Origin of the sequence: Pseudofulvibacter geojedonensis (assembly GCF_042675745.1) — a bacterium.
GTDB classification, from domain to species: domain Bacteria; phylum Bacteroidota; class Bacteroidia; order Flavobacteriales; family Flavobacteriaceae; genus Pseudofulvibacter; species Pseudofulvibacter geojedonensis.
The window spans coordinates 321,895-343,779 of the sequence record NZ_JBHTJM010000008.1; the positions used below are offsets into that span (position 1 = coordinate 321,895).

The 21,885-nt window shown below is 31.6% G+C and carries 20 protein-coding genes; 12 read left to right on the forward strand and 8 right to left on the reverse strand.

Annotation, left to right across the window (positions count from 1 at the left end):
* The first annotated feature begins 105 nt into the window (after positions 1–105).
* The 5 genes from dnaK to ACFQ1O_RS08770 all read left to right on the forward strand — a co-directional run bounded on the left by dnaK (position 106) and on the right by ACFQ1O_RS08770 (position 4,518).
* Positions 106–2,010 carry a molecular chaperone DnaK gene (dnaK, locus tag ACFQ1O_RS08750; protein WP_377715453.1) on the forward strand — a complete coding sequence of 635 codons (1,905 nt, stop codon included), beginning with the start codon at positions 106–108 and terminating at the stop codon, positions 2,008–2,010.
* Between the two features lie 139 nt (positions 2,011–2,149).
* On the forward strand, positions 2,150–3,064 hold the full coding sequence (locus ACFQ1O_RS08755; protein ID WP_377715455.1) for a TolB family protein: 915 nt from the start codon (positions 2,150–2,152) through the stop codon (positions 3,062–3,064).
* A 14-nt stretch (positions 3,065–3,078) separates the two neighbouring features.
* On the forward strand, positions 3,079–3,537 hold the full coding sequence (locus ACFQ1O_RS08760) for a DUF1801 domain-containing protein (RefSeq protein ID WP_377715457.1): 459 nt from the start codon (positions 3,079–3,081) through the stop codon (positions 3,535–3,537).
* A gap of 1 nt (position 3,538) precedes the next feature.
* Complete coding sequence (locus ACFQ1O_RS08765) at positions 3,539–3,949, forward strand: hypothetical protein (RefSeq protein WP_377715459.1); 411 nt, start codon at positions 3,539–3,541, stop codon at positions 3,947–3,949.
* 26 nt (positions 3,950–3,975) lie between these two features.
* Complete coding sequence (locus ACFQ1O_RS08770; protein WP_377715461.1) at positions 3,976–4,518, forward strand: hypothetical protein; 543 nt, start codon at positions 3,976–3,978, stop codon at positions 4,516–4,518.
* Here the strand turns inward: ACFQ1O_RS08770 and ACFQ1O_RS08775 are convergent.
* Positions 4,511–4,981, reverse strand: a complete 471-nt coding sequence (locus ACFQ1O_RS08775) for a GNAT family N-acetyltransferase (protein WP_377715463.1) — start codon at positions 4,979–4,981, stop codon at positions 4,511–4,513. The two genes, ACFQ1O_RS08770 and ACFQ1O_RS08775, sit on opposite strands and share 8 nt — an antisense overlap.
* 75 nt (positions 4,982–5,056) lie before the next feature.
* Here ACFQ1O_RS08775 and ACFQ1O_RS08780 point away from each other — a divergent pair, with 75 nt between their 5' ends.
* Positions 5,057–6,007 carry an NAD(P)H-dependent flavin oxidoreductase gene (locus ACFQ1O_RS08780; RefSeq protein WP_377715465.1) on the forward strand — a complete coding sequence of 317 codons (951 nt, stop codon included), beginning with the start codon at positions 5,057–5,059 and terminating at the stop codon, positions 6,005–6,007.
* On the opposite strand, the gene ACFQ1O_RS08785 is transcribed toward ACFQ1O_RS08780, so the two are convergent.
* Genes ACFQ1O_RS08785 through ACFQ1O_RS08800 form a run of 4 tightly spaced genes read right to left on the reverse strand, consistent with a single transcriptional unit; the run spans position 6,008 to position 8,613 of the window.
* Positions 6,008–6,748 (reverse strand): hypothetical protein, encoded by a 741-nt coding sequence (locus ACFQ1O_RS08785; RefSeq protein ID WP_377715467.1) that lies wholly within the window; start codon positions 6,746–6,748, stop codon positions 6,008–6,010.
* A gap of 38 nt (positions 6,749–6,786) precedes the next feature.
* Positions 6,787–7,365, reverse strand: a complete 579-nt coding sequence (locus tag ACFQ1O_RS08790) for a uracil-DNA glycosylase family protein (RefSeq protein WP_377715470.1) — start codon at positions 7,363–7,365, stop codon at positions 6,787–6,789.
* A 38-nt stretch (positions 7,366–7,403) separates the two neighbouring features.
* Positions 7,404–8,036, reverse strand: a complete 633-nt coding sequence (locus ACFQ1O_RS08795; RefSeq protein ID WP_377715473.1) for an alpha/beta hydrolase — start codon at positions 8,034–8,036, stop codon at positions 7,404–7,406.
* Complete coding sequence (locus tag ACFQ1O_RS08800) at positions 8,029–8,613, reverse strand: GNAT family N-acetyltransferase (protein WP_377715475.1); 585 nt, start codon at positions 8,611–8,613, stop codon at positions 8,029–8,031. The genes ACFQ1O_RS08795 and ACFQ1O_RS08800 overlap by 8 nt, the downstream gene beginning before the upstream one ends.
* 50 nt (positions 8,614–8,663) lie before the next feature.
* On the opposite strand from ACFQ1O_RS08800, the gene ACFQ1O_RS08805 reads away from it, so the two are divergent.
* Both ACFQ1O_RS08805 and ACFQ1O_RS08810 read left to right on the forward strand, forming a co-directional pair.
* Complete coding sequence (locus tag ACFQ1O_RS08805; protein WP_377715478.1) at positions 8,664–9,083, forward strand: PaaI family thioesterase; 420 nt, start codon at positions 8,664–8,666, stop codon at positions 9,081–9,083.
* A 59-nt stretch (positions 9,084–9,142) separates the two neighbouring features.
* Positions 9,143–10,231: a chorismate-binding protein gene (locus ACFQ1O_RS08810; RefSeq protein ID WP_377715480.1), complete on the forward strand. Its 1,089-nt coding sequence runs from the start codon at positions 9,143–9,145 to the stop codon at positions 10,229–10,231.
* Here ACFQ1O_RS08810 and recG read toward each other — a convergent pair.
* Positions 10,224–12,320 carry an ATP-dependent DNA helicase RecG gene (gene recG, locus ACFQ1O_RS08815; protein ID WP_377715483.1) on the reverse strand — a complete coding sequence of 699 codons (2,097 nt, stop codon included), beginning with the start codon at positions 12,318–12,320 and terminating at the stop codon, positions 10,224–10,226. The two genes, ACFQ1O_RS08810 and recG, sit on opposite strands and share 8 nt — an antisense overlap.
* A gap of 137 nt (positions 12,321–12,457) precedes the next feature.
* Here recG and ACFQ1O_RS08820 point away from each other — a divergent pair, with 137 nt between their 5' ends.
* The 3 genes from ACFQ1O_RS08820 (at position 12,458) to ACFQ1O_RS08830 (ending at position 16,910) form a co-directional block, all read left to right on the forward strand.
* On the forward strand, positions 12,458–13,825 hold the full coding sequence (locus ACFQ1O_RS08820; protein ID WP_377715485.1) for a peptide-N-glycosidase F-related protein: 1,368 nt from the start codon (positions 12,458–12,460) through the stop codon (positions 13,823–13,825).
* A gap of 87 nt (positions 13,826–13,912) precedes the next feature.
* Positions 13,913–15,949: a M1 family metallopeptidase gene (locus ACFQ1O_RS08825; protein ID WP_377715487.1), complete on the forward strand. Its 2,037-nt coding sequence runs from the start codon at positions 13,913–13,915 to the stop codon at positions 15,947–15,949.
* A 67-nt stretch (positions 15,950–16,016) separates the two neighbouring features.
* Positions 16,017–16,910 carry a patatin-like phospholipase family protein gene (locus tag ACFQ1O_RS08830; RefSeq protein WP_377715489.1) on the forward strand — a complete coding sequence of 298 codons (894 nt, stop codon included), beginning with the start codon at positions 16,017–16,019 and terminating at the stop codon, positions 16,908–16,910.
* Positions 16,911–17,236: 326 nt separating this feature from the next.
* On the opposite strand, the gene ACFQ1O_RS08835 is transcribed toward ACFQ1O_RS08830, so the two are convergent.
* Together ACFQ1O_RS08835 and ACFQ1O_RS08840 are read right to left on the reverse strand one after the other, a co-directional pair.
* Positions 17,237–17,758, reverse strand: a complete 522-nt coding sequence (locus ACFQ1O_RS08835; RefSeq protein WP_377715491.1) for a DUF7935 family protein — start codon at positions 17,756–17,758, stop codon at positions 17,237–17,239.
* A gap of 30 nt (positions 17,759–17,788) precedes the next feature.
* Positions 17,789–19,387 (reverse strand): FMN-binding glutamate synthase family protein, encoded by a 1,599-nt coding sequence (locus tag ACFQ1O_RS08840; RefSeq protein ID WP_377715493.1) that lies wholly within the window; start codon positions 19,385–19,387, stop codon positions 17,789–17,791.
* Between the two features lie 141 nt (positions 19,388–19,528).
* Between ACFQ1O_RS08840 and ACFQ1O_RS08845 the strand changes: the two genes are divergently transcribed.
* Positions 19,529–21,862 (forward strand): ATP-dependent helicase, encoded by a 2,334-nt coding sequence (locus tag ACFQ1O_RS08845; RefSeq protein ID WP_377715495.1) that lies wholly within the window; start codon positions 19,529–19,531, stop codon positions 21,860–21,862.
* Positions 21,863–21,885: the final 23 nt, after the last annotated feature.

Below are 21,885 nucleotides of genomic sequence, written 5' to 3' on the forward strand. Positions count from 1 at the left end.
TAAAAAAATATGAAACTGACACCATGTCATACAAAAAGTATTGGCATACATCTTGACAATAAGTAAGCGTAAAATTGAATTAAAAATTTAAATATAAATTATAAAATGAGTAAAATAATTGGAATCGATTTAGGTACTACCAACTCTTGTGTTTCTGTAATGGAAGGTAATGAGCCAGTAGTTATACCTAATGCAGAAGGAAAAAGAACAACCCCATCTGTAATTGCTTTTGTAGAAGGAGGAGAGATTAAAGTAGGTGACCCTGCAAAAAGGCAAGCGGTAACCAACCCAACAAAAACGGTAGCTTCTGTTAAACGTTTTATGGGAAATAAATTTTCAGAGTGTACTGAAGAAATTAGTAGAACAGCTTATAAAGTTGTAAAAGGAGATAACGATACACCTCGTGTAGATATTGACGGACGTTTATATTCTCCTCAAGAACTATCTGCTATGACACTTCAGAAAATGAAAAAAACAGCTGAAGATTATTTAGGGCAAGATGTTTCTAGAGCAGTAATTACAGTTCCAGCTTATTTTAACGATGCACAACGTCAGGCTACTAAAGAAGCTGGAGAAATAGCTGGTTTAAAAGTAGAAAGAATTATTAATGAGCCAACAGCAGCAGCATTGGCTTATGGATTAGACAAGGCAGATCAAGACAAAAAAATAGTTGTATATGATTTAGGAGGAGGTACTTTTGATGTTTCTATCTTAGAATTAGGAGATGGTGTATTTGAAGTATTATCTACAAATGGTGATACACATTTAGGAGGAGATGATTTCGATCAAGTATTAATTGATTGGATGGCTGATGAGTTTAAAAGCGAGAATGGTGGAATGGATTTAACTAAAGATCCAATGGCATTGCAGCGTTTAAAAGAAGCAGCAGAAAAAGCGAAGATTGAATTATCTGCTTCTACACAAACAGAAATTAACTTACCATATATTACTGCAGATGCTTCAGGACCTAAGCACTTAGTTAAAACATTAACTAGAGCTAAGTTTGAGCAATTAGCAGATGATTTAGTACGTCGTTCTATGTTGCCTTGTGAAAAAGCATTACAAGATGCAGGAATTTCTAAATCAGACATCGATGAAGTAATTTTAGTAGGAGGTTCTACTCGTATTCCTAAAATTCAAGAAGAAGTAGAAAAGTTCTTTGGTAAAGCTCCATCAAAAGGAGTAAACCCAGATGAGGTTGTTGCTATTGGAGCAGCGATTCAAGGAGGTGTATTAACTGGAGATGTAAAAGATGTATTATTATTAGATGTTACTCCATTATCATTAGGAATTGAAACTATGGGTAATGTAATGACTAAGTTAATTGATGCCAATACAACTATTCCTACTAAGAAATCTCAGGTGTTTTCAACTGCAGCAGACAATCAACCATCTGTAGAGATTCATGTATTGCAAGGAGAGCGTCCAATGGCTGCAGATAACAAAACAATTGGTCGTTTTCATTTAGATGGAATTCCACCAGCACAGAGAGGAGTACCTCAAATTGAAGTAACTTTTGATATTGATGCTAACGGAATTATTAAAGTATCTGCTACAGATAAAGCTACAGGTAAGTCTCAAGATATTAGGATAGAAGCTTCTTCAGGGTTAACAGAAGAGGAAATAGAAAAGATGAAGCGTGAGGCTGAAGCAAATGCTGAAGCTGATAAAGCTAAAAAAGAGCAAGTAGATAAGTTAAATGAAGCTGATGCAATGATTTTCCAAACGGAAAAGCAATTAAAAGAGTTTGGTGATAAATTATCTGATGATAAGAAACAGCCAATAGAAGCAGCTTTAGAAGAGTTAAAGAAAGCTTACGAAACAAAAGATGTTGCAACTATTCAACCAGCTTTAGATAAAATAAATGAAGCTTGGAAAGTAGCATCAGAAGAAATGTATAAGGCTCAGCAAGAAGCTCAACAAGGTGGAGCTGCTGAACCAGAAGGACAAACAGAGTCTACTAACGATACAGAAGATGTTCAAGATGTAGATTTTGAAGAAGTAAAGTAATTGTTACGTTACATATCTTTAATATTCAAGGCAACCCAATTAGGGTTGCCTTTTTATATTGATTTTATTGTTAAAATATTTATAAAAACAAAAGAGGGTTTTTAGTTTAGTTTTACTTTTAAGTTTTAAAAACTACACTATGAAATTTCTTTTTTCTGTACTTGCAATATGGGTACAATTATTTGCATTTAGCCAAGAACCAGCATTACCCAACTTAAAAGATTTTGCTAAAACAAGAGATTTTACAATTTCTAATAACTCAAACGAGGCCTATTTTACAGTGCAGAGTCCTAATGAAGAAGTATCGGGTATTTTTAAAACAGTAAAAAAAGAGGGAAACTGGCAAAGTCCAGTTTTAGTATCTTTTTCGGGAAAGTATAAAGACTTAGAACCTTTTTTATCTCCAGATGGTTTGCAATTATATTTTGTTTCTAACAGACCTTTAAATGAATCAGAAGAGAATCCTAAAGATTATGATATCTGGGTCGTTGAGCGTAAATCTAAAACAAGTAACTGGTCTAAACCTAGAAATTTAGGAGCCCCTATAAATACAGAATACAACGAGTTCTATCCAGTAATTACTAATTCTAAAAATATGTACTTTACAAGTGATAAGCCTACAGCAAAAGGTAAAGATGATATCTTTTTATCTGAGTGGAAAGACCAGAGTTACCAAGAAACTATTTCTTTATCAGTAGCAATTAACTCAGAAGGTTATGAATACAATGCTTTCGTTGCGCCAGATGAAAGTTTTATACTATTCGGAGCATATAAACGAAAAGATGGATTGGGAAGTGGAGATATGTATATAAGTTATAAAAAAGAAGGTAAATGGACTCCAGCTAAGAACTTAGGAGAAAATTATAATTCTCAACAAATGGATTATTGTCCGTTTGTACATATGCCTTCTAAGACTTTGTATTTTACTAGTAGAAGATCTACTATTAAAACAGGAAACAATTACTCAACTACAGAGTTTATGTCAGAAATAAACAAATATAATAATGGGTTGAGTAGAATTTATAAAATAGATTTTTCTAAATTTATAAACTAATCAATATTTATTATATGCAATCTAAAGCTACAACGCCAGAGCAATATATAGCAGAATTACCTGATGATAGAAAAGAAGTTATTAAAAAGCTTAGAAACACTATATTAGATAATTTACCAGATGGATTTGAAGAGGTAATGAGCTATGGAATGTTGGGCTATGTAGTACCACATTCATTATATCCAAATGGATACCATTGTGATCCTAAACTACCGCTACCATTTATAAGCTTGGCTTCTCAAAAAGCTCATATTGGTTTTTACCATATGGGAATTTATGCTAATAAAGAGTTAATGGATTGGTTAACAAAGGAATATACAAAAACAGATATAAAAGTAAAGCTGAATATGGGTAAAAGCTGTATTCGTTTTAAAAAAGAAGCACATATACCGTATAAGTTATTAGGAGACTTGGTGTCTAAAGTAACTCCAAAAGAATGGATAGCAACTTATGAAGCAGCTTTTAAAAAATAGTATGGCAAAGAAAACTTGGATAGAAAAGCGAGATGCTAAAAAGGAGTTTATCATAAAAAGGATTGATAAGCGTTTTGCTGATATGCCTGAAGGATGCAAAATGTTTATAGCTACCCCTAAAATAGTTGATGAATATGTTAAGTGTATAGAGAAGGGGAATGAAATAGATATACCTACGATGCGCAATGATTTAGCAATAGAATATGGAGCAGAAAAAACATGTCCGGTAACTTCTAGTATTTTTTTACGTACAGTTGCAGAAGCTGCATTAGAAGAATTAGAACAAGGAAAACCTATAGAGGAAATTACTCCTTTTTGGAGAATGATGACACCTAAAGATAAAATAGCTAAAAAGCTAAGCTGTGGAGTAGATTTTATTCAGAAACAAAGAGAAAAAGAAGGATTGTTGTAATTTTGATGCCTCAAAAAATTAATCCTTTGAAAATTTATAATAAATATAATTTCTTCAAGCATACCTATTGCGAATTTCAAGAAGTGTCTGAAAATCTTTTTAAAGAGAATCCGGCTCATTATAAAAGTAAATCAGATTCTTTATATCATTATACAGAAGAAGGAGTATACAGGTATTCAGATCATTGGGGAAGAGTAGCTAATTGTAGATGGAAGTTGTTAGCTAATTCAGCTTATAAGAATCAACAATATCATTTAGGTTTTGCTAAGTGGACCGATTTCTATCATTTAAATGATACCGATAAGCTTTTTTATATTTTAGTTGATTTTGAATCGAAAAAAGTGAATTTTCAACATATAGGAATTAGTAATAAAGAAGGCAAAGTCTTGTTTACTGCTTTAGAGGCTCAAAAAAGGGTAAAACAAATAAGAAAGTTGTTTTCTGAAGATAAATGGGCCAGATATTACAATACTGATATAGATATGTTACGTAAAGAAATCATTACCGATTACATCTCATCAAACAAAAGTTTAACGGTTATTAAGAAATTTTACAAAATGGTTAGTTAAACTTTAAAACCATTTTTATATCAGCTCTTTCATAGGGGCTATTAGGGTCTGTGGGCACTTCTTTAAAACCAAATTTTTTATATAAATATAAAGCAGGTTTTAACTTTCTATTAGATTCTAACATCAAGGAGTTAATTTGTTTCTCTTTGGCATAATTAATAGTAGCTTCCATTAATTGATGGCCAATTTTACAACCTTTATACTTTTCGGTAACAGCCATTTTTGCTAGTTCAAACTCACCATCCTTAATCTTTATTAAAGCAACAGTACCAACAATTTCATCTTTAATTTTTGCCAAAAATATCTCACCACCTTTATCAATAATATATTCTTTGGGGTTTTCTAGCATCTCTGTATCATGCGGTTCTATAACAAAATATTTTTCTAACCATTCATAATTTAGGCTAGCAAAGTCTTTAGCGTAATCATCTTGAAATTTTATAATTGAAATTGTAGAATTCATGAAAATAAATTATGCAAGCATAATAATAAAATGCTATATTTGATGTAAATTTATAAGATAAAATCTTCTTTTCAAATGGTTAAAGAAACTTTACAAGAATTATTACAAATAGAGCATCCAGTAATCATGGCACCAATGTTTTTAGTATCTAATGTAGCTATGTCTATAGAGGGAATGAAACAAGGAATAGCTACTTGTATTCCAGCACTTAATTATAGAACTTTAGATGAATTAAGAGCAGCTTGTAAAGAGTTAAAAGCAGCCAAGACAGATAACGGAGCTTTTGGTTTCAATTTAATAGTAAACAAATCTAACCCAAAGTTTAAAGGGCAATTAGAAGTGATTTGTGAAGAAGGAGCAGATTTTATAATAACTTCTTTAGGTAGTCCAAAATCAACCATAGAAGCAGCACACAAAGTAGGAATTAAAGTTTTTTGTGATGTTGTAGATGTGGCAATGGCCAAAAAGGTAGAAGGTTTAGGTGGAGATGCTATTATTGCTGTTAACAATGAAGCAGGTGGGCATAGAGGTGATATGTCTCCAAAACAACTAATAGAATCTATTAATGAAGCTTGTTCTATACCAGTTATTTCTGCTGGAGGAGTAGGATGTAAGCAAGATATAGATGAGATGTTATCTTATGGAGCTGTTGGTGTCTCTGTAGGAAGTCCGTTTATAGCAAGTGAAGAAGCTTCAGTATCTCAAGAATACAAACAAGCTTGTGTAGATTATGGAGCCGAAGATATAATCATGACAGAGCGTATTTCAGGAACCCCTTGTACCGTAATTAAAACTCCTTATGTAGAAAAGATTGGAACCAAACAAACATGGATAGAGTCTATCCTGAACAAAAATAGGAAACTGAAAAAGTGGGTGAAGATGATTCGTTTTTCTATTGGTATGAAAGCCGTTGCCAATGCTGCAAATAAAGCTACTTATAAAACCGTTTGGGTTGCTGGACCAAGCATAGAGTACACCAAGGCTATATTACCTGTTAAAGATATTGTTGATAAGCTTGTAAAGTAATTATTGATAATCATAATGGTATAATGTACATGAAATAGGCTCTTTTGAATGATCTATTTTATTAATATAAAGATATTTATCTATTCTTATAAGTAAACCTCTTTCATTATAATAATAATTATAATTGAATATGAGTAATGTGTTTTTTCTAATCCTGTAATTAGATCTAGATATTAATTTATTTTCATCATTATATTGATAACTGTTAGTATGATTTTTTGTTCCCTTAAATCCTTTTTTTATTAAGTTTTTGTTTTTATCGTATTTGAAAAATTCAATTCTTTGATCATTATGAATTCTTTCTTGAATTAAGCTATTTTTATATATGTTTTTTGGATAATTATTGCTTTTGCTATTATTTTTAGGAATAATAATTGTGTCTTTTTTGAAGTTGTTTTTGTAAGTAACCCTTATAGAGTCTATAATTTCTCCACGATAATAGTAAATTCTTTTAGAGGTTTTATCTGATCGCATGTAGGTTTTTCCTAAATTATTGTAAACTGATTGCCAGTGATTTACATGATAATCTTTTATAGTTGTATAGCCCATTATATCGGTTGTTTTATATAAGCCACTTTTGTATTTAATTAAAGAATTAGGCCCTAAAGTTGTTAGGACTTTTTTGTCATAATCAAATTGATAAGATCTTCTTATATATTCGATTTGGCTGGTATCTATCTCTTTTTGAGCAAAAATTAATGATGAAAATAGAAGAAATACAATATTGAGTGATTTTTTCATTTGCACTTAGTTAGTTGTTAGTCTAACGAGTTATAAAATTAATTATTATGAGATATCCTTTTTATTATTTCTTGCAAACTTGGAATAACCTCATATTTAAACCACTCATTTTTCTTCATCCAGATATTATTTCTAGGAGAGGGGTGTGGTAATACAAAATAGTTGGGCATGTATTCTTTATAGTTTAATACCGTTTCTGTTAGGGTTCTTTTCTTGGTTTCTTTTAAATAATAATCTTGAGCGTATTTACCAACTAATAATACCAACTCAACATTTTTTAATTGTTTAAAAATCTCAGGATGCCATTTGGGAGCGCATTCTTTTCTAGGAGGTAAATCGCCTGTTTTTCCTTTTCCAGGATAGCAAAAACCCATAGGTACAATAGAAATGAGTTTTTCGTTGTAAAAAGTTTCAGAATCAATACCCATCCAGTTTCGTAAATTCTCTCCGCTTTTATCATTCCAAGGAATTCCAGAAAGATGAACTTTTGTTCCTGGAGCTTGCCCAATAATTACAATTTTAGAATTTGAGTGAAATGTGCAAACGGGTCTTGGTTGGTGCTTAAAAAAAGGAGCACAAGTAGTACACTGGTTAATATGTTCTTTTAAATTTTTCATTCACCCTCACTTCAATCCTCTCCCCAAGGGAGAGTAGACTAGCTTAAAATTGAGTTAATAATGTTCTTTTTCATTTCGTGAGTACCGTCAAAAACTTTTATTTCTAGTTTATTGCCAAATAGTTCTTGAGCATATTTAGTTTCAGCTAGTAAAACCTCGGTTGTTACATATTCATCTTTATCTCCAACAATTAATAATACCCTACTAATATGTTTAAAATGATTGGGTTTAAATTCTCTAGGAATCTTACCAGCATATAAAACCAAAGTGTTGCAAGGTATTTGTCGGGAAGCAACCCATCTGGTTACAATAGAGACTCCTTGAGAGAAACCTAATAGTATATTGTTAGTACTTTCTGGTAATCCTTCAGCGGAGTAAACAGCATCTAAATGAGCCAAAACATTTACAATATCAAATTGAGTATTGTTTTTAGTTAACCAAGTAGTTCCTACGTGCTTGTATTGATTTTTTAAGTAATGTTTGTTTTGAGCTTGAGGAGCAACGATGTAGTTTTCTTCCTTATTTAATTCATCAAAATATTTAATAAAATATTTACTCAAAAAGCCTAATCCGTGAATAACAAACCAATTATTTTTGGTTGCATTTGTAAGCTTATTTAAAGTAGAATAAGTATTGTTTATAGTATAACTAATTGTTTTTTCTTCAGTCATTTTCAAAACCTTTAAAGATTGAACTTTTTATATGTGGCCATTCTTCTTTTAGAATACCATAGCAACAAGTAGATCTTCTAAAACCATCTTTCATTAGCGTATCTTTTCTTAAAACACCTTCAAGTGTTCCTCCAATTTTTTCTACAGCTTTTCTAGAACGAATATTTCGTTCATCAATTTTAAACTCTACTTTTTCAAATTCTAATACCTCAAAAGCATATTGTAGCATTAAAAATTTCATCTGCTGGTTAATACCGGTTCCTTGAATAGATTTGCTAATCCAAGTCCAACCAATGTGTAACACTTTATTATAGTTGTTAATTAATCCAAATCTTGTAGAACCTAGATAACTATTCAATCCTTTATGATAGATTATAAAAGGAATAGAAGTTTTATTGACTCTGTCTGAAATAGCTTTTTCTATATATTTTGAAAGTGATTCCTTAGAATTAATAATTGACGGAGAATGCTGGATAAGGTTTTCTTCTTGAGCAACAAGAATTAGTCTATTAACATCTTTAATGGTTAATGGTTCTAATCTAACAAAATCATTCTCTAAAATAGGTTGGTAGTTCATTAGGAATATGTTGATAGGTATTTGTATTTTTACACTATAAAAGTACTGCAATGACTTTAGATAAAGAAGCAATTTTAGAAATGTGTAATAAAATTTCTAAAAACACATTAATGGAAACCCTTTCTATTGAATATATAGATTGTGGAGAAGATTTTTTAACAGCTAAAATGCCTGTTACTGCTCAAGTACACCAACCAATGGGTTTTTTACATGGTGGAGCTTCTGTTGCGTTGGCAGAAAGTGTTGGTAGTGCTGCTTCTCATTTTTTTATTGATAATGATAAGTTTACAGTTAAAGGATTAGAAATTTCTGCTAATCATTTAAAAAGTAAACGAGACGGATTTGTATTTGCCACTGCAAGAATAAAACATAAAGGAAAAACAACTCATTTGTGGGAAATACGAATTGAAGATGAAGAAGGCAAACTAATTTCTTTATGTAAACTTACTAATATTGTACTGTCTAAATAAATTATCGTCATTCTGAACTTGTTTCAGAATCTCATAAAGATGAGGTTGAAAATTTATATATGAAACAAACTCTATTCAATAAAATACAAACTCAATACGGTTTTAATTTACCTTTTGTTGCTTATAAAAAGCCAAAAACTGATGTTTTAACTGGGGTTTTTCAAGAAGATAATACATTGCATTTATCAACTACTTTTAATGAGAGTGGATTTGTAATGGCTCCCTTTAATATGGAGAATCAGTCAGTTATTATTCCTTTTGATAAAGTAATAGAAGAAAGATATATTTCTGAAAACACTAATGAATCCGGTAGTATAGCTAATAATGAAGCTGGAAAAGAAGATCATATTAGTTTAGTAGAAAAAGGAGTTGAATTTATAAAAAAAGGAGAGTTTGAGAAGGTGGTTCTTTCTAGAAAAGAGTCAGTTTTAATCAGTGAAAAATCACCTATAGATTTGTTTGAAGCTTTATTAAATACTTATTTAAATGCATTTGTATATGTGTGGTATCATCCTAAAGTTGGTTGTTGGTTAGGTGCTACTCCAGAGGTGTTATTGTCTACTCATGCTAAGCGATTTAAGACAATGGCATTAGCTGGAACTCAATTGTATAAAGAAGAAGTAGCATGGGGAAATAAAGAAAAACAAGAACAACAGTTTGTTACTGATTTTATTATTGGAGAGTTAAATACTGTTACCAATAAACTTCAGGTAAGTGAACCTTATACAGTTCAAGCAGGTAAACTAGCACATATTAGAACAGATATTACCGGAAGTTTTAATGTAAGTTTAAAAGAGGTGATTGAAAGATTGCATCCAACCCCAGCAGTATGTGGATTGCCCAAAAAAGCAGCAAAGAATTTTATTATGAAGAATGAAACCTACGATAGAGAATATTATACGGGGTTTTTAGGTGAGTTAAACAAACCAATTGAAAGAAGAAATAATAGGAGAAATACAGAGAACAAAGCGTATCAATTTTCTACAACAGAGTCTAATTTGTTTGTAAACCTTCGTTGCATGCAATATGAAAATAACCAAGTTGCTATCTATGTAGGTGGAGGGATAACAAAAGATTCTAACCCTGAAATGGAATTTCAGGAAACGGTAAATAAGACTTCAACAATGAAAAAAGTTTTGCTTAACTAATATAGTTCCAGATATTTTTGTGTTTACCTAATAGTTGGTAGGTATAGTTAATTAGTTTGTTTTTTTCTAAACTAAGATTAGGATCTTCTTTTAATGTTCTAATTGCTGTATGTCTAGCTAGTTTTAATATGTCATTGTCTTTAACAATATCAGCTATTTTTAGATTTAAGATTCCACTTTGTTGAGTTCCCATAATATCTCCTGGTCCGCGTAATTTTAAATCTACTTCAGAAAGTTCAAAGCCGTCATTAGTTTTCACCATAGCTTCTAACCTAGTTTTGGCTTCGTTACTTAATTTATATCCAGTCATTAAAATACAAAAGCTCTGTTCGGCACCTCTACCAACACGTCCGCGTAATTGGTGTAATTGTGATAAACCAAAACGCTCAGCACTTTCAATAATCATAACACTAGCATTAGGAACGTTTACACCAACTTCTATAACAGTTGTAGCTACCATAATTTGAGTTTCACCTTTAGCAAAGCGTTGCATTTCGTACTCTTTGTCTGCAGGTTTCATTTTACCATGAACGATTGATATTTGATAACCTGGCTGTGGAAAATCTCTGGAAATGCTTTCAAAACCATCCATTAAATCTTTATAGTCTAATTGTTCAGATTCCTGAATTAATGGATAAACAATATAAACCTGTCTTCCTTTCTTTATTTCATCTCTTATAAACGCAAAAACTTTTAAACGATTGCTATCGTATCGATGTACTGTTTTTATTGGTTTTCTACCCGGGGGTAATTCATCTATTACAGAAATATCTAAGTCACCATACAAACTCATAGCTAGAGTTCTCGGGATAGGTGTGGCTGTCATTACTAAAATATGAGGAGGTACAGTATTTTTTTTCCACAATTTAGCTCTTTGTGCTACACCAAATCTGTGTTGTTCATCTATAATAGCTAGACCTAAGTTTTTAAATTGAACTTTGTCTTCTAGAACCGCATGAGTTCCTATTAATAAATTAAGAGAACCATCTTCTAAATCTTGATGAATAACTTTTCTCTCAGCTGTTTTGGTAGAACCCGTTAACAGTTTAAGTGTAATGGGTAAATCTTTTACCAATTCTTTTAAACCATTATAGTGTTGAGTAGCTAATATTTCTGTAGGAGCCATTAAACAAGCTTGAAAGTCATTATCTATGGCAAGTAAAACAGTCATTAAAGCAACAATTGTTTTTCCAGAACCAACATCACCTTGTAATAGCCTATTCATTTGAGCTGAGCTACCTAAATCATTTCTTATCTCTTTAATTACTCTTTTCTGAGCATTAGTGAGTTCAAAAGGCAAGTGATTTTGATAGAACTCGTTGAATAGTTCTCCAACTTGATCAAACGGATATCCTTTAATTTTATGTTTTCTAGTTATATTTTTTCTAACTAATTGTAATTGAATATAGAATAACTCTTCAAATTTCAACCTGAATTGAGCTTTAGCTAATAGCTCTGCATTTTTAGGAAAATGAATATTTCTTAAAGCTTCAGATTTACTTAACAGATTAAACTCTTCTAATATATTTGGAGATAAGGTTTCTTGAAATCGTCCTTTGGTTTCTTCAAAAAGAATTTGAACAAGTTTTATTTTTATTCGGTTAGAAATTCCTTTGTTATTTAATTTTTCAGTAGAAGGGTAAATAGCTTGCATGCTTGACTTAATACTAGCTTTATGCTCTGCCAATAACTCTAGTTCTGGGTGAGGCATTGTAAAACCATTGTACCAATTGCATTTACCAAAGATAACGTAAGGAGTATTTAATTTTAAACTGTCTTTTATCCATTTATGTCCGCGAAACCAAACAAGCTCCATTTCACCAGTTTCATCAGCAAAAGTAGCAACCAATCGTTTACCTCTTTTCTGCTCAACCATTTTTATATGGATAATCTTGCCTACTATTTGAACTTCTGCAGAATTACGTTGTAGCTGATTAATTTTGTAGTACTGAGTACGATCTAAATATCTGTTTGGGAATAAATTGAGTAAATCTTGATAGGTGTAAACTCCTAACTCTTTTTTTAGTAAGTCTGCTCTGTTGGGACCAACAGTTTTTAAATAGTCTATGGGAGTTTGTAAAACACTCAATTTTTTTGATTTAAAAATCAAATATAATGAATTAACAGGACTATATATCCTTAAAAAAGGATGTTCTGTCCCTATAAATATAGTGCCGTTTATATTTTGGTAAATTTGAGTAATTAACCCAATTTAATTTCTAAAATATGAAAAGATTACCACATTTATTTTTTACAATTTTAACCTTTGCTTTATTATCTTGTGGAGGTAGTGATGATTCTGGAAGTGGAGGTACTACACCACCAGACCCAATAGCGCCAGCTATGACATCTACAAGTAATATAAGTTATTTTGGAGATGTTTTGATTAATCAAAGCTCTGCTTCGCAAAGTATAACAATTCAATCATCTGGTTTAACGGCAGATATTAGTGTTACTATCTCTGATAATAATTTTAAAATATCTTTAGATGGTTCAACATATTCTGATACTTTAACAATCCCTTTTGCTACAGCGAATTCAGGAAATCAGCAAGTATATGTTCGATTTTCTCCTCTTACAGTAGGTGATCATTCTGGACAATTAGTAATAGAGAGTACAGGAGTTACAACAATAACTAAAAACGTATCAGGTTCAGGAGTACCAATTACTCATAATTATGTAGCTTTTAATGAACAACCAATAGCTTTTGGAGGAGGATACAATCAATCCGCTACTCAAACATTTACATTGCATCCTGATTTAGATAATATTGCAGAAATAAAAATGTTTTTACAGATAGATTGTCCAACAAGTGGTTGTGATGATTGGGATCGTTTTGCTAATGTAAAAGTTAAAGATCCAGCAACAGGAAACTGGTTTGAAATAGGACGTTATATTACACCTTATTGGGTTGGTACTGAGTTGCTTGAAAGGGGGTTGGAGTTTGATGTGACTGACTTTAAATCTTTGTTAACAGGTTCTGTTGAATTGAGAATTTATATAGAAAATTGGACTCCTAAAGCTGATTTAATTACTGTAGATTTTGATTTTATAGAGGGAACACCAGATTATCCGTACTATTCTGTTGCTGAAGTTTTACCATATCATATCAATTCTATTGATGGAGTACCATACGGTGAATCTCATAATTTTGATTTAGATAAGCAAGTTACTATACCTGCAAATGCAGAAAGCACACACTTAAGAACAACTATTTCTGGTTGGGGACATGCAACACCATATGATTCGGGGAATAGGCCTTGTGCAGAATGGTGTTTTAGAACTCATGATGTAAAAATAGACGGGGCGAATACTTTTCAGCATTATATGGGGCCAATGGGGTGCGCTTCTAACCCAATAAATAATCAAGCTCCAGGTAATTGGATGCCTGATAGAGCAGGGTGGTGTCCTGGTATGGCAGTGCCAAATAGAATAGATACTTTTGGAAATTCTATGGCTGGTTCTACTTTTACTTTTGAATATGATTATGAAGATTGGACTAATGACACGCAAAACGGTAATGCTTATTATGCAACTTCTACTTATGTAATAGTTAAAAGTAATACAGCTATTACTGCTCCAACAGTAAATTAGTAAAATAATAATATAAATATGCTTTAAAGCAAATCACTTAGTTGTGATTTGCTTTTTTTTTGGAGTCATTTTTGATAGTTTTATGGCATGAGATATTATATTTTACTATTAATGTTTGTATTCATTAGTAAATCTTTTGGGCAGCAAACCAATAATGTTGATTTTTTAAGATGCAAAGCTGAAATTTCTATTCTTCCAAAGGCAAAAGAGGTGAGAGGAAATGTTATTTATGAATTTAAGATATTAAAGGATGTTGATTCAATTTATTTAGATGCTAAGAGTTTTTCTCATGCTCAATCAGCTTTAAATTCTAGTGAAAGAATATTTCATAAGTTTACTGATAAGCATATTATTTATAATTACCCTTTCAAGAAAGGCAACAAGTATAAGATTAATTTGGGGTATATAACATACCCTAAAAAAGCTTTATATTTTATAGACTGGGAGCATCCAAATCATCCGGAAGCGAATCCACAAATCTGGACTCAAGGTCAAGGTAAATATACTTCTAACTGGTTGCCTAGTATAGACGATATGAATGATAAGATAGAGTTTGATTTATCAGTGTCATTTCACAAAAATTATGATGTCATAGCTAACGGAAAGCTCATATCTAAAAAGAAGAAAAACGATTCAATTCTTACTTGGCAATACGATATGCAAAAACCTATGAGTTCTTATTTAGTAGCGTTGGCTATTGGTAATTACAATAAAAAAGTAGAAAAATCTGCTAGTGGTATTCCTTTAGAAATGTATTACTATCCTAAAGATTCGGTTAAGTTTGAATCTACTTACCGCTATTCTAAACAAATGTTTGATTTTTTAGAAGAAGAAATAGGAGTTCCGTATCCTTGGAAAAATTACAAGCAAGTACCAGTTAAAGACTTTTTATATGCAGGTATGGAAAATACAAGTCTTACCATATTTTCTGATGCTTTTGTGGTTAATGATACTGCTTTTATAGATAAAAATTATGTAAATGTAAATGCGCATGAGTTAGCTCACCAATGGTTTGGCGATTTGGTAACCGAAACTCATGGTACCCATCATTGGTTGCATGAAGGTTTTGCTACGTACTATGCTTTATTAGCTGAAAAGAAATTGTTTGGAGAAAAACATTATCAACATAAATTGTATGAGTATTCGCAGGAGATTATTAATGCTCAAGAGAAAGATACCATTCCGTTAATGAATCCAAAAGCTAGTAGTTTAACCTTTTATAAAAAAGGAGCTTGGGCTTTACACAGTTTACGTGATTTAGTAGGCGATGAAGTTTTTAAGAACTCAGTCAAGAAATATTTAAAAAATTATCAATATAAAAATGTTGAAACAGAAGATTTTTTGAGCATTATTGAAGAAACAAAAAGGGTTAACTTAAATAACTTTAGGCAAGATTGGTTGCTATCTACAGAATTTCCTCAATCTGCCTTGATAAAACTTATAGAAGAAAATGAAGATATTGGTTTTTTAGAAACCCATAAAACAAATGAATATCTTAGGTACAGAACTAACAATAATGATTCAATTATTGTATCAAGTCTTATTACCCAATTACCAAAAGGAAATTACAGAGTTAAGAATGTTGTACTAGGAGAGTCGTTGATTAAAAAAGATTATCCTACTTCAATGGATTTAATTAAAGAAGGATTTAAGTCAGAGTTAAAAACTCGTCAATATATAGCTAATTCTATGAGAGAAATTCCACATGACTTAAAGGGTAAATACGAATCTTTGCTAAATGATACATCTTATCAAACTATAGAAAATGCTTTGTATAATTTATGGGTGAATTTTCCAGATGATAGAGAGAAATATTTAAATCAAACAAAAAACATAATAGGTTTTAATAATAGAAACATTAGGACACTATGGTTAGCTCTCGCATTAAATACAGAAGGATTTCAGAAAGGAGATTATAATAAGTTTTATAAGGAATTAGAAAATTATACCCACCCGGCTTTTCATTTTGAAGTGAGGAGAAATGCATTTCAATATTTAAACGAATTAGAGTTAATTAGTTCAATAACATTAAAGAATTTATACCAGGCAAGCACCCACCATAATTGGCGATTTCGTTCATTTTGTAAAAAGCTATTGAACCAAATAACCCAAGAAAATAAATAGTTGTCGTATCTTTTTGAATAATTCAATAATAACACGTAAATTATTTAATATTTATAATTAAAACTATTTGAAAGCTCTAGTTATATCAGGAGGAGGAAGTAAAGGGGCCTTTGCAGGTGGAGTGGCCGAATATCTTATTACGGAGCTAAAACGTGATTACGATTTGTATTTAGGATCATCTACAGGTAGTTTGTTAATTCCTCATTTATCTATTCAGAAAATTAAAAAGATACAGGGGGTCTACACCAACGTAAATCAACATAGTATTTTTAGTATCGCACCTTTTTTAATAAGACATAGAAAAGGTGAAGAATTTGTTAGAATTCATCATTTTAATGTGTTAAGGCAGCTTATAAAAGGAAAAAGAACTTTTGGAGAGAGCAAACGACTAAAAAAACTTATTCAAAATAGTATTAGCGAAACCGATTTTAATGAAATAAGAGCTACTCATAAAGATATAATTATTACTGTAACTAATTTAACTTTAAATAGAGTAGAATATAAATCTATTAGAGACTTTACTTATGAAGAATATATTGAATGGATTTGGATATCTTGTAATTATGTTCCTTTTATGAGTTTGGTAAAAAAAGATGAGCATGAGTATGCAGATGGAGGTTTTTCTTGTATAGTTCCTTTGCAGGAGGCTATAGCTAGAGGAGCAACAGAAATAGATGCAATTATTTTAGAAACAGAAGCTTTTTCTTACAGAAAGGTTATAGGTAAAAACCCTTTTTCTATGATGATTGATTTATTTGATAGTTTATTAGATCAGGTAGAGAAAAAAGATATTGCTCTGGGGAAACTAGCGGCTAAGCATAACAATGTAAAACTAAATATATATTATACTCCGACTAAATTAACCGATAACTCATTGGTTTTTAATAAAAAGCAAATGACTCTATGGTGGGAGTTGGGCTATATGCATGCTAAGAAAAAAAATGGAACTTCGTTGAAATAAAAAAGCTAGTTGTTTATGACACTCAACAACCAGCTTTTATATTGTTAACAAGGATATTTTTTCAAGTAAGTATAGCCAAACAGTCATAAGTAGCCCCAAAATAATTTACTATTTATTTATGTTCAATGTGTTTGCAACTTCACTAAAAAAAGATACAATCTCTTGTTTTGTTAGTACAAATATCTGAAAAACAAGGGTTTACGTGTAAAATATCCGATAAACTACATAAATAATTGTTAAACAGTTTATTACTCTATAAAATTTATAGAGAATAATGTTCATAGAACCATAATTACGGTTTGATTGATGGGATGTTTTGTGATGAATTAAAACATTTCGCCAACTTCACTTTTAACAAAGGCCATTGCTGTTTCTGAAGGGGAAGATTTATCTAATAGACTAGTTAATATAATCTCTCTCAGTTTATTAGCATCTTCTGTTTCCGGATTTCCAGCAACATTTCTAACCATTTGTATAGTAGTACTCTTAGCTGTTTTTATAACATTCCAACATTCGTCACTTATATACACTTGTTGAGCTAGATTATGTTCAAATTCTTGTTCTATATTGGCAACTATTAATTGTTGGTACTGGTCTTTATCATTACTTATAGGGTTCACTCTTAAAAGTAAGCTAGATGGATTAATGCGTTCTAAAAATAATGCCATACGCTCATAAGCTTGTAATCGCAGTGGCAGGGCGGTAGCTTGAGCTTCTTTTTGAATTAAATATCGCCTTCTACCTTCTTCATTGGCTGTATGTTTCTTAAAAAACATATAGGCAACTCCACCAGTAATAATAGCAGGAAAAAGATATAAAATGAGCTCGGTAATTTTTTGTAAATCCATGTTTAAGAAATTTGAAGGCTAAAAATAAGTTTATTTTTTTAATACAGATGTATATATTCTAGTAGATTTATCCATGTAGTCTTTCCCTCCTAAATACTCACACTTTTTAAAGTATTCTACAGAAGAAAAAGGCACGGGTGTTTTTTCGTAATTATATGTTTTATTCAATTCTTTAGATAAATTGTGGTCGTCTACATTAACCTCAATATCTTTCATAGTAAACTGACAAGGGTGTTCATGACCAGCAGCATGAGTAATTTCTATGAGTTCTTTTCTAAAGGTTTTGAAATATTGAGCAAGACGTTCTGATTTAATAGGCACATCTATACCACGTTGTAACCATTTATTCTGTGTAGCAACTCCAGCCGGACACGAATTGGTATGACAAACTTGAGCTTGTATACAACCAATACTCATCATGGCTTCTCGGGCAACATTTATACAATCAACGCCCATAGCAAAGGCCATGGCTGCTTTAGCAGGAAACCCTAATTTACCACTTCCAATAAAAACAATACGTTCAGTTAGGTTTTTAGATTGAAACAATTTGTATAAATCTGAAAATCCATAAACCCAAGGTAAGGATACATGATCTGCAAAACTAGGTGGAGCAGCCCCAGTTCCTCCTTCACCTCCGTCTACAGCAATAAAGTCTGGTCCTTTGCCGGTTTTTACCATAATGTCTGCCAATTCCTCCCATTGGTCTAATTTTCCAATTGCAGCTTTGATACCTACAGGTAAACCAGTAGCTTCTGCTATGGCTTCAATAAAATCAACCATTTCTGGTACATTAGAAAAAGCTTTATGGTTAGGAGGAGATAATACATCTTTACCTATTTCAACTCCTCTAATTTTAGCTATTTCTGCGGTTATTTTTTTACCAGGTAGAACTCCTCCTTTTCCAGGTTTAGCCCCTTGAGATAACTTAATTTCTATAGCTTTAATAAATGGATTATCTTCAACTAGTTTTATCATTTTCTCCATAGAAAACCCACCGTCTTCAGCCCGAACTCCAAAATAACCTGTTCCGAAGTGGAAAACTACATCACCACCATTACTATGATAAGGAGATAATCCACCTTCACCTGTATTGTGATAAGCACCAGCAATTTTTACACCTTTATTTAATGAGTCTATTGCTCTAGCAGATAATGAACCAAAACTCATTGCAGATACATTTATGGCAGATGCTGGTCTGTACGGTTTTCTCCTTTTGCTATGTAACCCCATTACTTTTGCACAAGGAATAAAAGACTTGTCTATCTTGTTAGGATGATTTTCACCTATTTGATAGGGCATCATTGCATTGTTTATAAAAATGTGCTGATGAGCATAGATATCTCTATCGGTACCAAAGCCTTCGTAGTTGTTTTCCTGTTTTGCAGAGGCATAAATCCAACCGCGTTCAATTCTATTAAAAGGTAACTCTTCTCTGTTATTTGCAACAAAATACTGGCGAATTTCAGGGCCAATACTTTCAAATAGGTATCTAATATGACCTAGAATAGGAAAATTATGACTAATAGCATGGCTACGCTGAATAATATCTCTTATGGCAAGTATAAGTAAACCAATAATAATCCACATCCACCAAGAAATAGTACCTAAGAAGTTTAGAATTGTATTCATAAAATAATCACTGATTTATTCAAAAATACCAATAGATATTATATTTAAAAAAAGTATTGTTAATTTAAAATGAATTTAGTTTATAACTTTCAATAAAGGTAGTTGTTTCTAGTAACTGATAATCTTATTTTTGAAGCGATTATGAAGAAGAATATACAAGATTATATAGCAGAATTAAATTCTGCACAGAAAGAGCCTACCTTACATAAAGAAGGACCAATGATTGTTATTGCAGGAGCAGGTTCTGGAAAAACGAGAGTATTAACTTATCGTATTGCTTATTTAATGAGCGAAGGGGTAGATGCATTTAATATTTTGTCCTTAACTTTTACGAATAAAGCTGCTCGTGAAATGAAAGGGCGTATAGCAGCTATAGTGGGAAATTCTGAAGCTAAAAATTTATGGATGGGAACTTTTCATTCTATTTTTGCTAAAATTTTAAGGATAGAAGCTGATAAATTAGGATATCCGTCTAACTTCACAATATACGATACGCAAGATTCACAGCGTTTAATATCTTCTATAATTAAAGAAAAAGGATTAGATAAAGATGTATATAAATACAAGCAAGTACAAAGTAGAATATCATCTTTTAAAAATAGCTTAATTACTGTTAAGGCATATTACCAAAATGGAGAATTGCAAGAGGCAGATGCCATGGCTAAAAGACCTAGAATAGGTGAAATATATCAAGAATATGTAGAGCGTTGTTTTAAGGCAGGCGCAATGGATTTTGATGATTTGTTGCTTCGTACTAACGAACTACTAACTCGTTTTCCTGAAGTGTTAGCCAAGTATCAAAATCGATTTAGATATATATTGGTAGATGAGTATCAAGATACCAACCATTCTCAGTACTTAATAGTTAAAGCATTATCAGATAAGTTTCAGAATATTTGTGTTGTAGGAGATGACGCCCAAAGTATTTATGCTTTTAGAGGAGCAAATATTAATAACATTTTAAACTTCCAAAAAGATTATCATGGAGTTAAAATGTATAGATTGGAACAAAATTACCGATCAACTAAAAATATTGTTGAGGCAGCCAATTCAGTTATTGAGCATAATAAGACCAAATTAGATAAAGATGTTTGGACTCATAATGAAGATGGAGGAAAGATTAAGGTTAATAGACTGGTAACAGACGGGGAAGAGGGTAGATATGTAGCGAGTTCTATTTTTGAAAACAAAATGGAGCACCAGTTAAATAATGGTGATTTTGCGATTCTCTACAGAACTAATGCTCAATCTCGTGCTATGGAAGATGCTTTGCGTAAAAGAGATATTCCGTATAGAATTTATGGAGGCTTATCTTTTTATCAGCGTAAAGAAATTAAAGATGTATTAGCATATTTAAGAATATTAGTTAACCCTGCAGACGAAGAAGCTTTAAAAAGAGTTATTAATTATCCGGCTAGAGGAATAGGGCAGACTACTTTAGAAAAGTTAACTATAACTGCTAATCATTACAAGCGTTCTATTTTTGAAGTAATGCAGAATATTCAGAAGTTACCTGAGTTAAAAATCAACTCAGGAACTAGAACTAAACTGGATAATTTTGTAACCATGATTCAGAGTTTTCAAATAATGAATCAAAATGCTAATGCATTCGAAGTTGCAGAGCATGTAGCAAAAAAAACTGGATTGTTACAGGAATTAAAGAAAGATGGAACTCCTGAAGGAGTAGCTCGTTTAGAAAATATAGAAGAGCTGTTAAATGGGGTTAAAGATTTTGTTGAAGAGCAAAAAGAATTAGATGGAACAACAGGTTCTTTAGCAGAGTTTTTAGAAGATGTAGCTCTTGCAACAGATTTAGATCAAGATACAGGAGATGATGATAGAGTGGCGTTAATGACGATTCATTTATCTAAAGGGTTAGAATTCCCGTATTTGTATATTGTAGGTTTAGAAGAAGATTTGTTTCCTTCTGCTATGAGTATGAACACTCGTAGTGAATTAGAAGAAGAGCGTAGGCTATTTTACGTAGCTTTAACCAGAGCAGAAAAGCAAGCATATTTAACATATACACAGAGTAGGTATCGTTGGGGAAAACTAGTTGATTGCGAGCCTAGTAGATTCATTGAAGAAATAGATGAGAAATATTTAGAATATTTAACGCCAATTCACGAGCGTAGGTATAAGCCTATGATAGATGCTGATATTTTTGGCGAAGTAGATAAAAGTAAACTTCGATTAAAAAAACCAGTATCAGGAACACCACCTAAACGATTTGATAGTGAAGCTGCTAGTAGAAAATTACGTAAGATAAAACCAGGAGGAGGGGCTTCTAATACAGCTAATAATTTAGGTACAACTTTAGAAGCAGGTAATATTGTAGAGCATATTCGTTTTGGAAAGGGAAAAGTAGTTAGGTTAGAAGGAGTTGGAGGAGATAAAAAAGCCGAAATACTTTTTGAAAATGGTGGATTAAAAAAATTGCTATTGCGTTTTGCTAAGTTAAATGTTATTGGGTAGTCTAAAGTTTTAAAAATACTTTT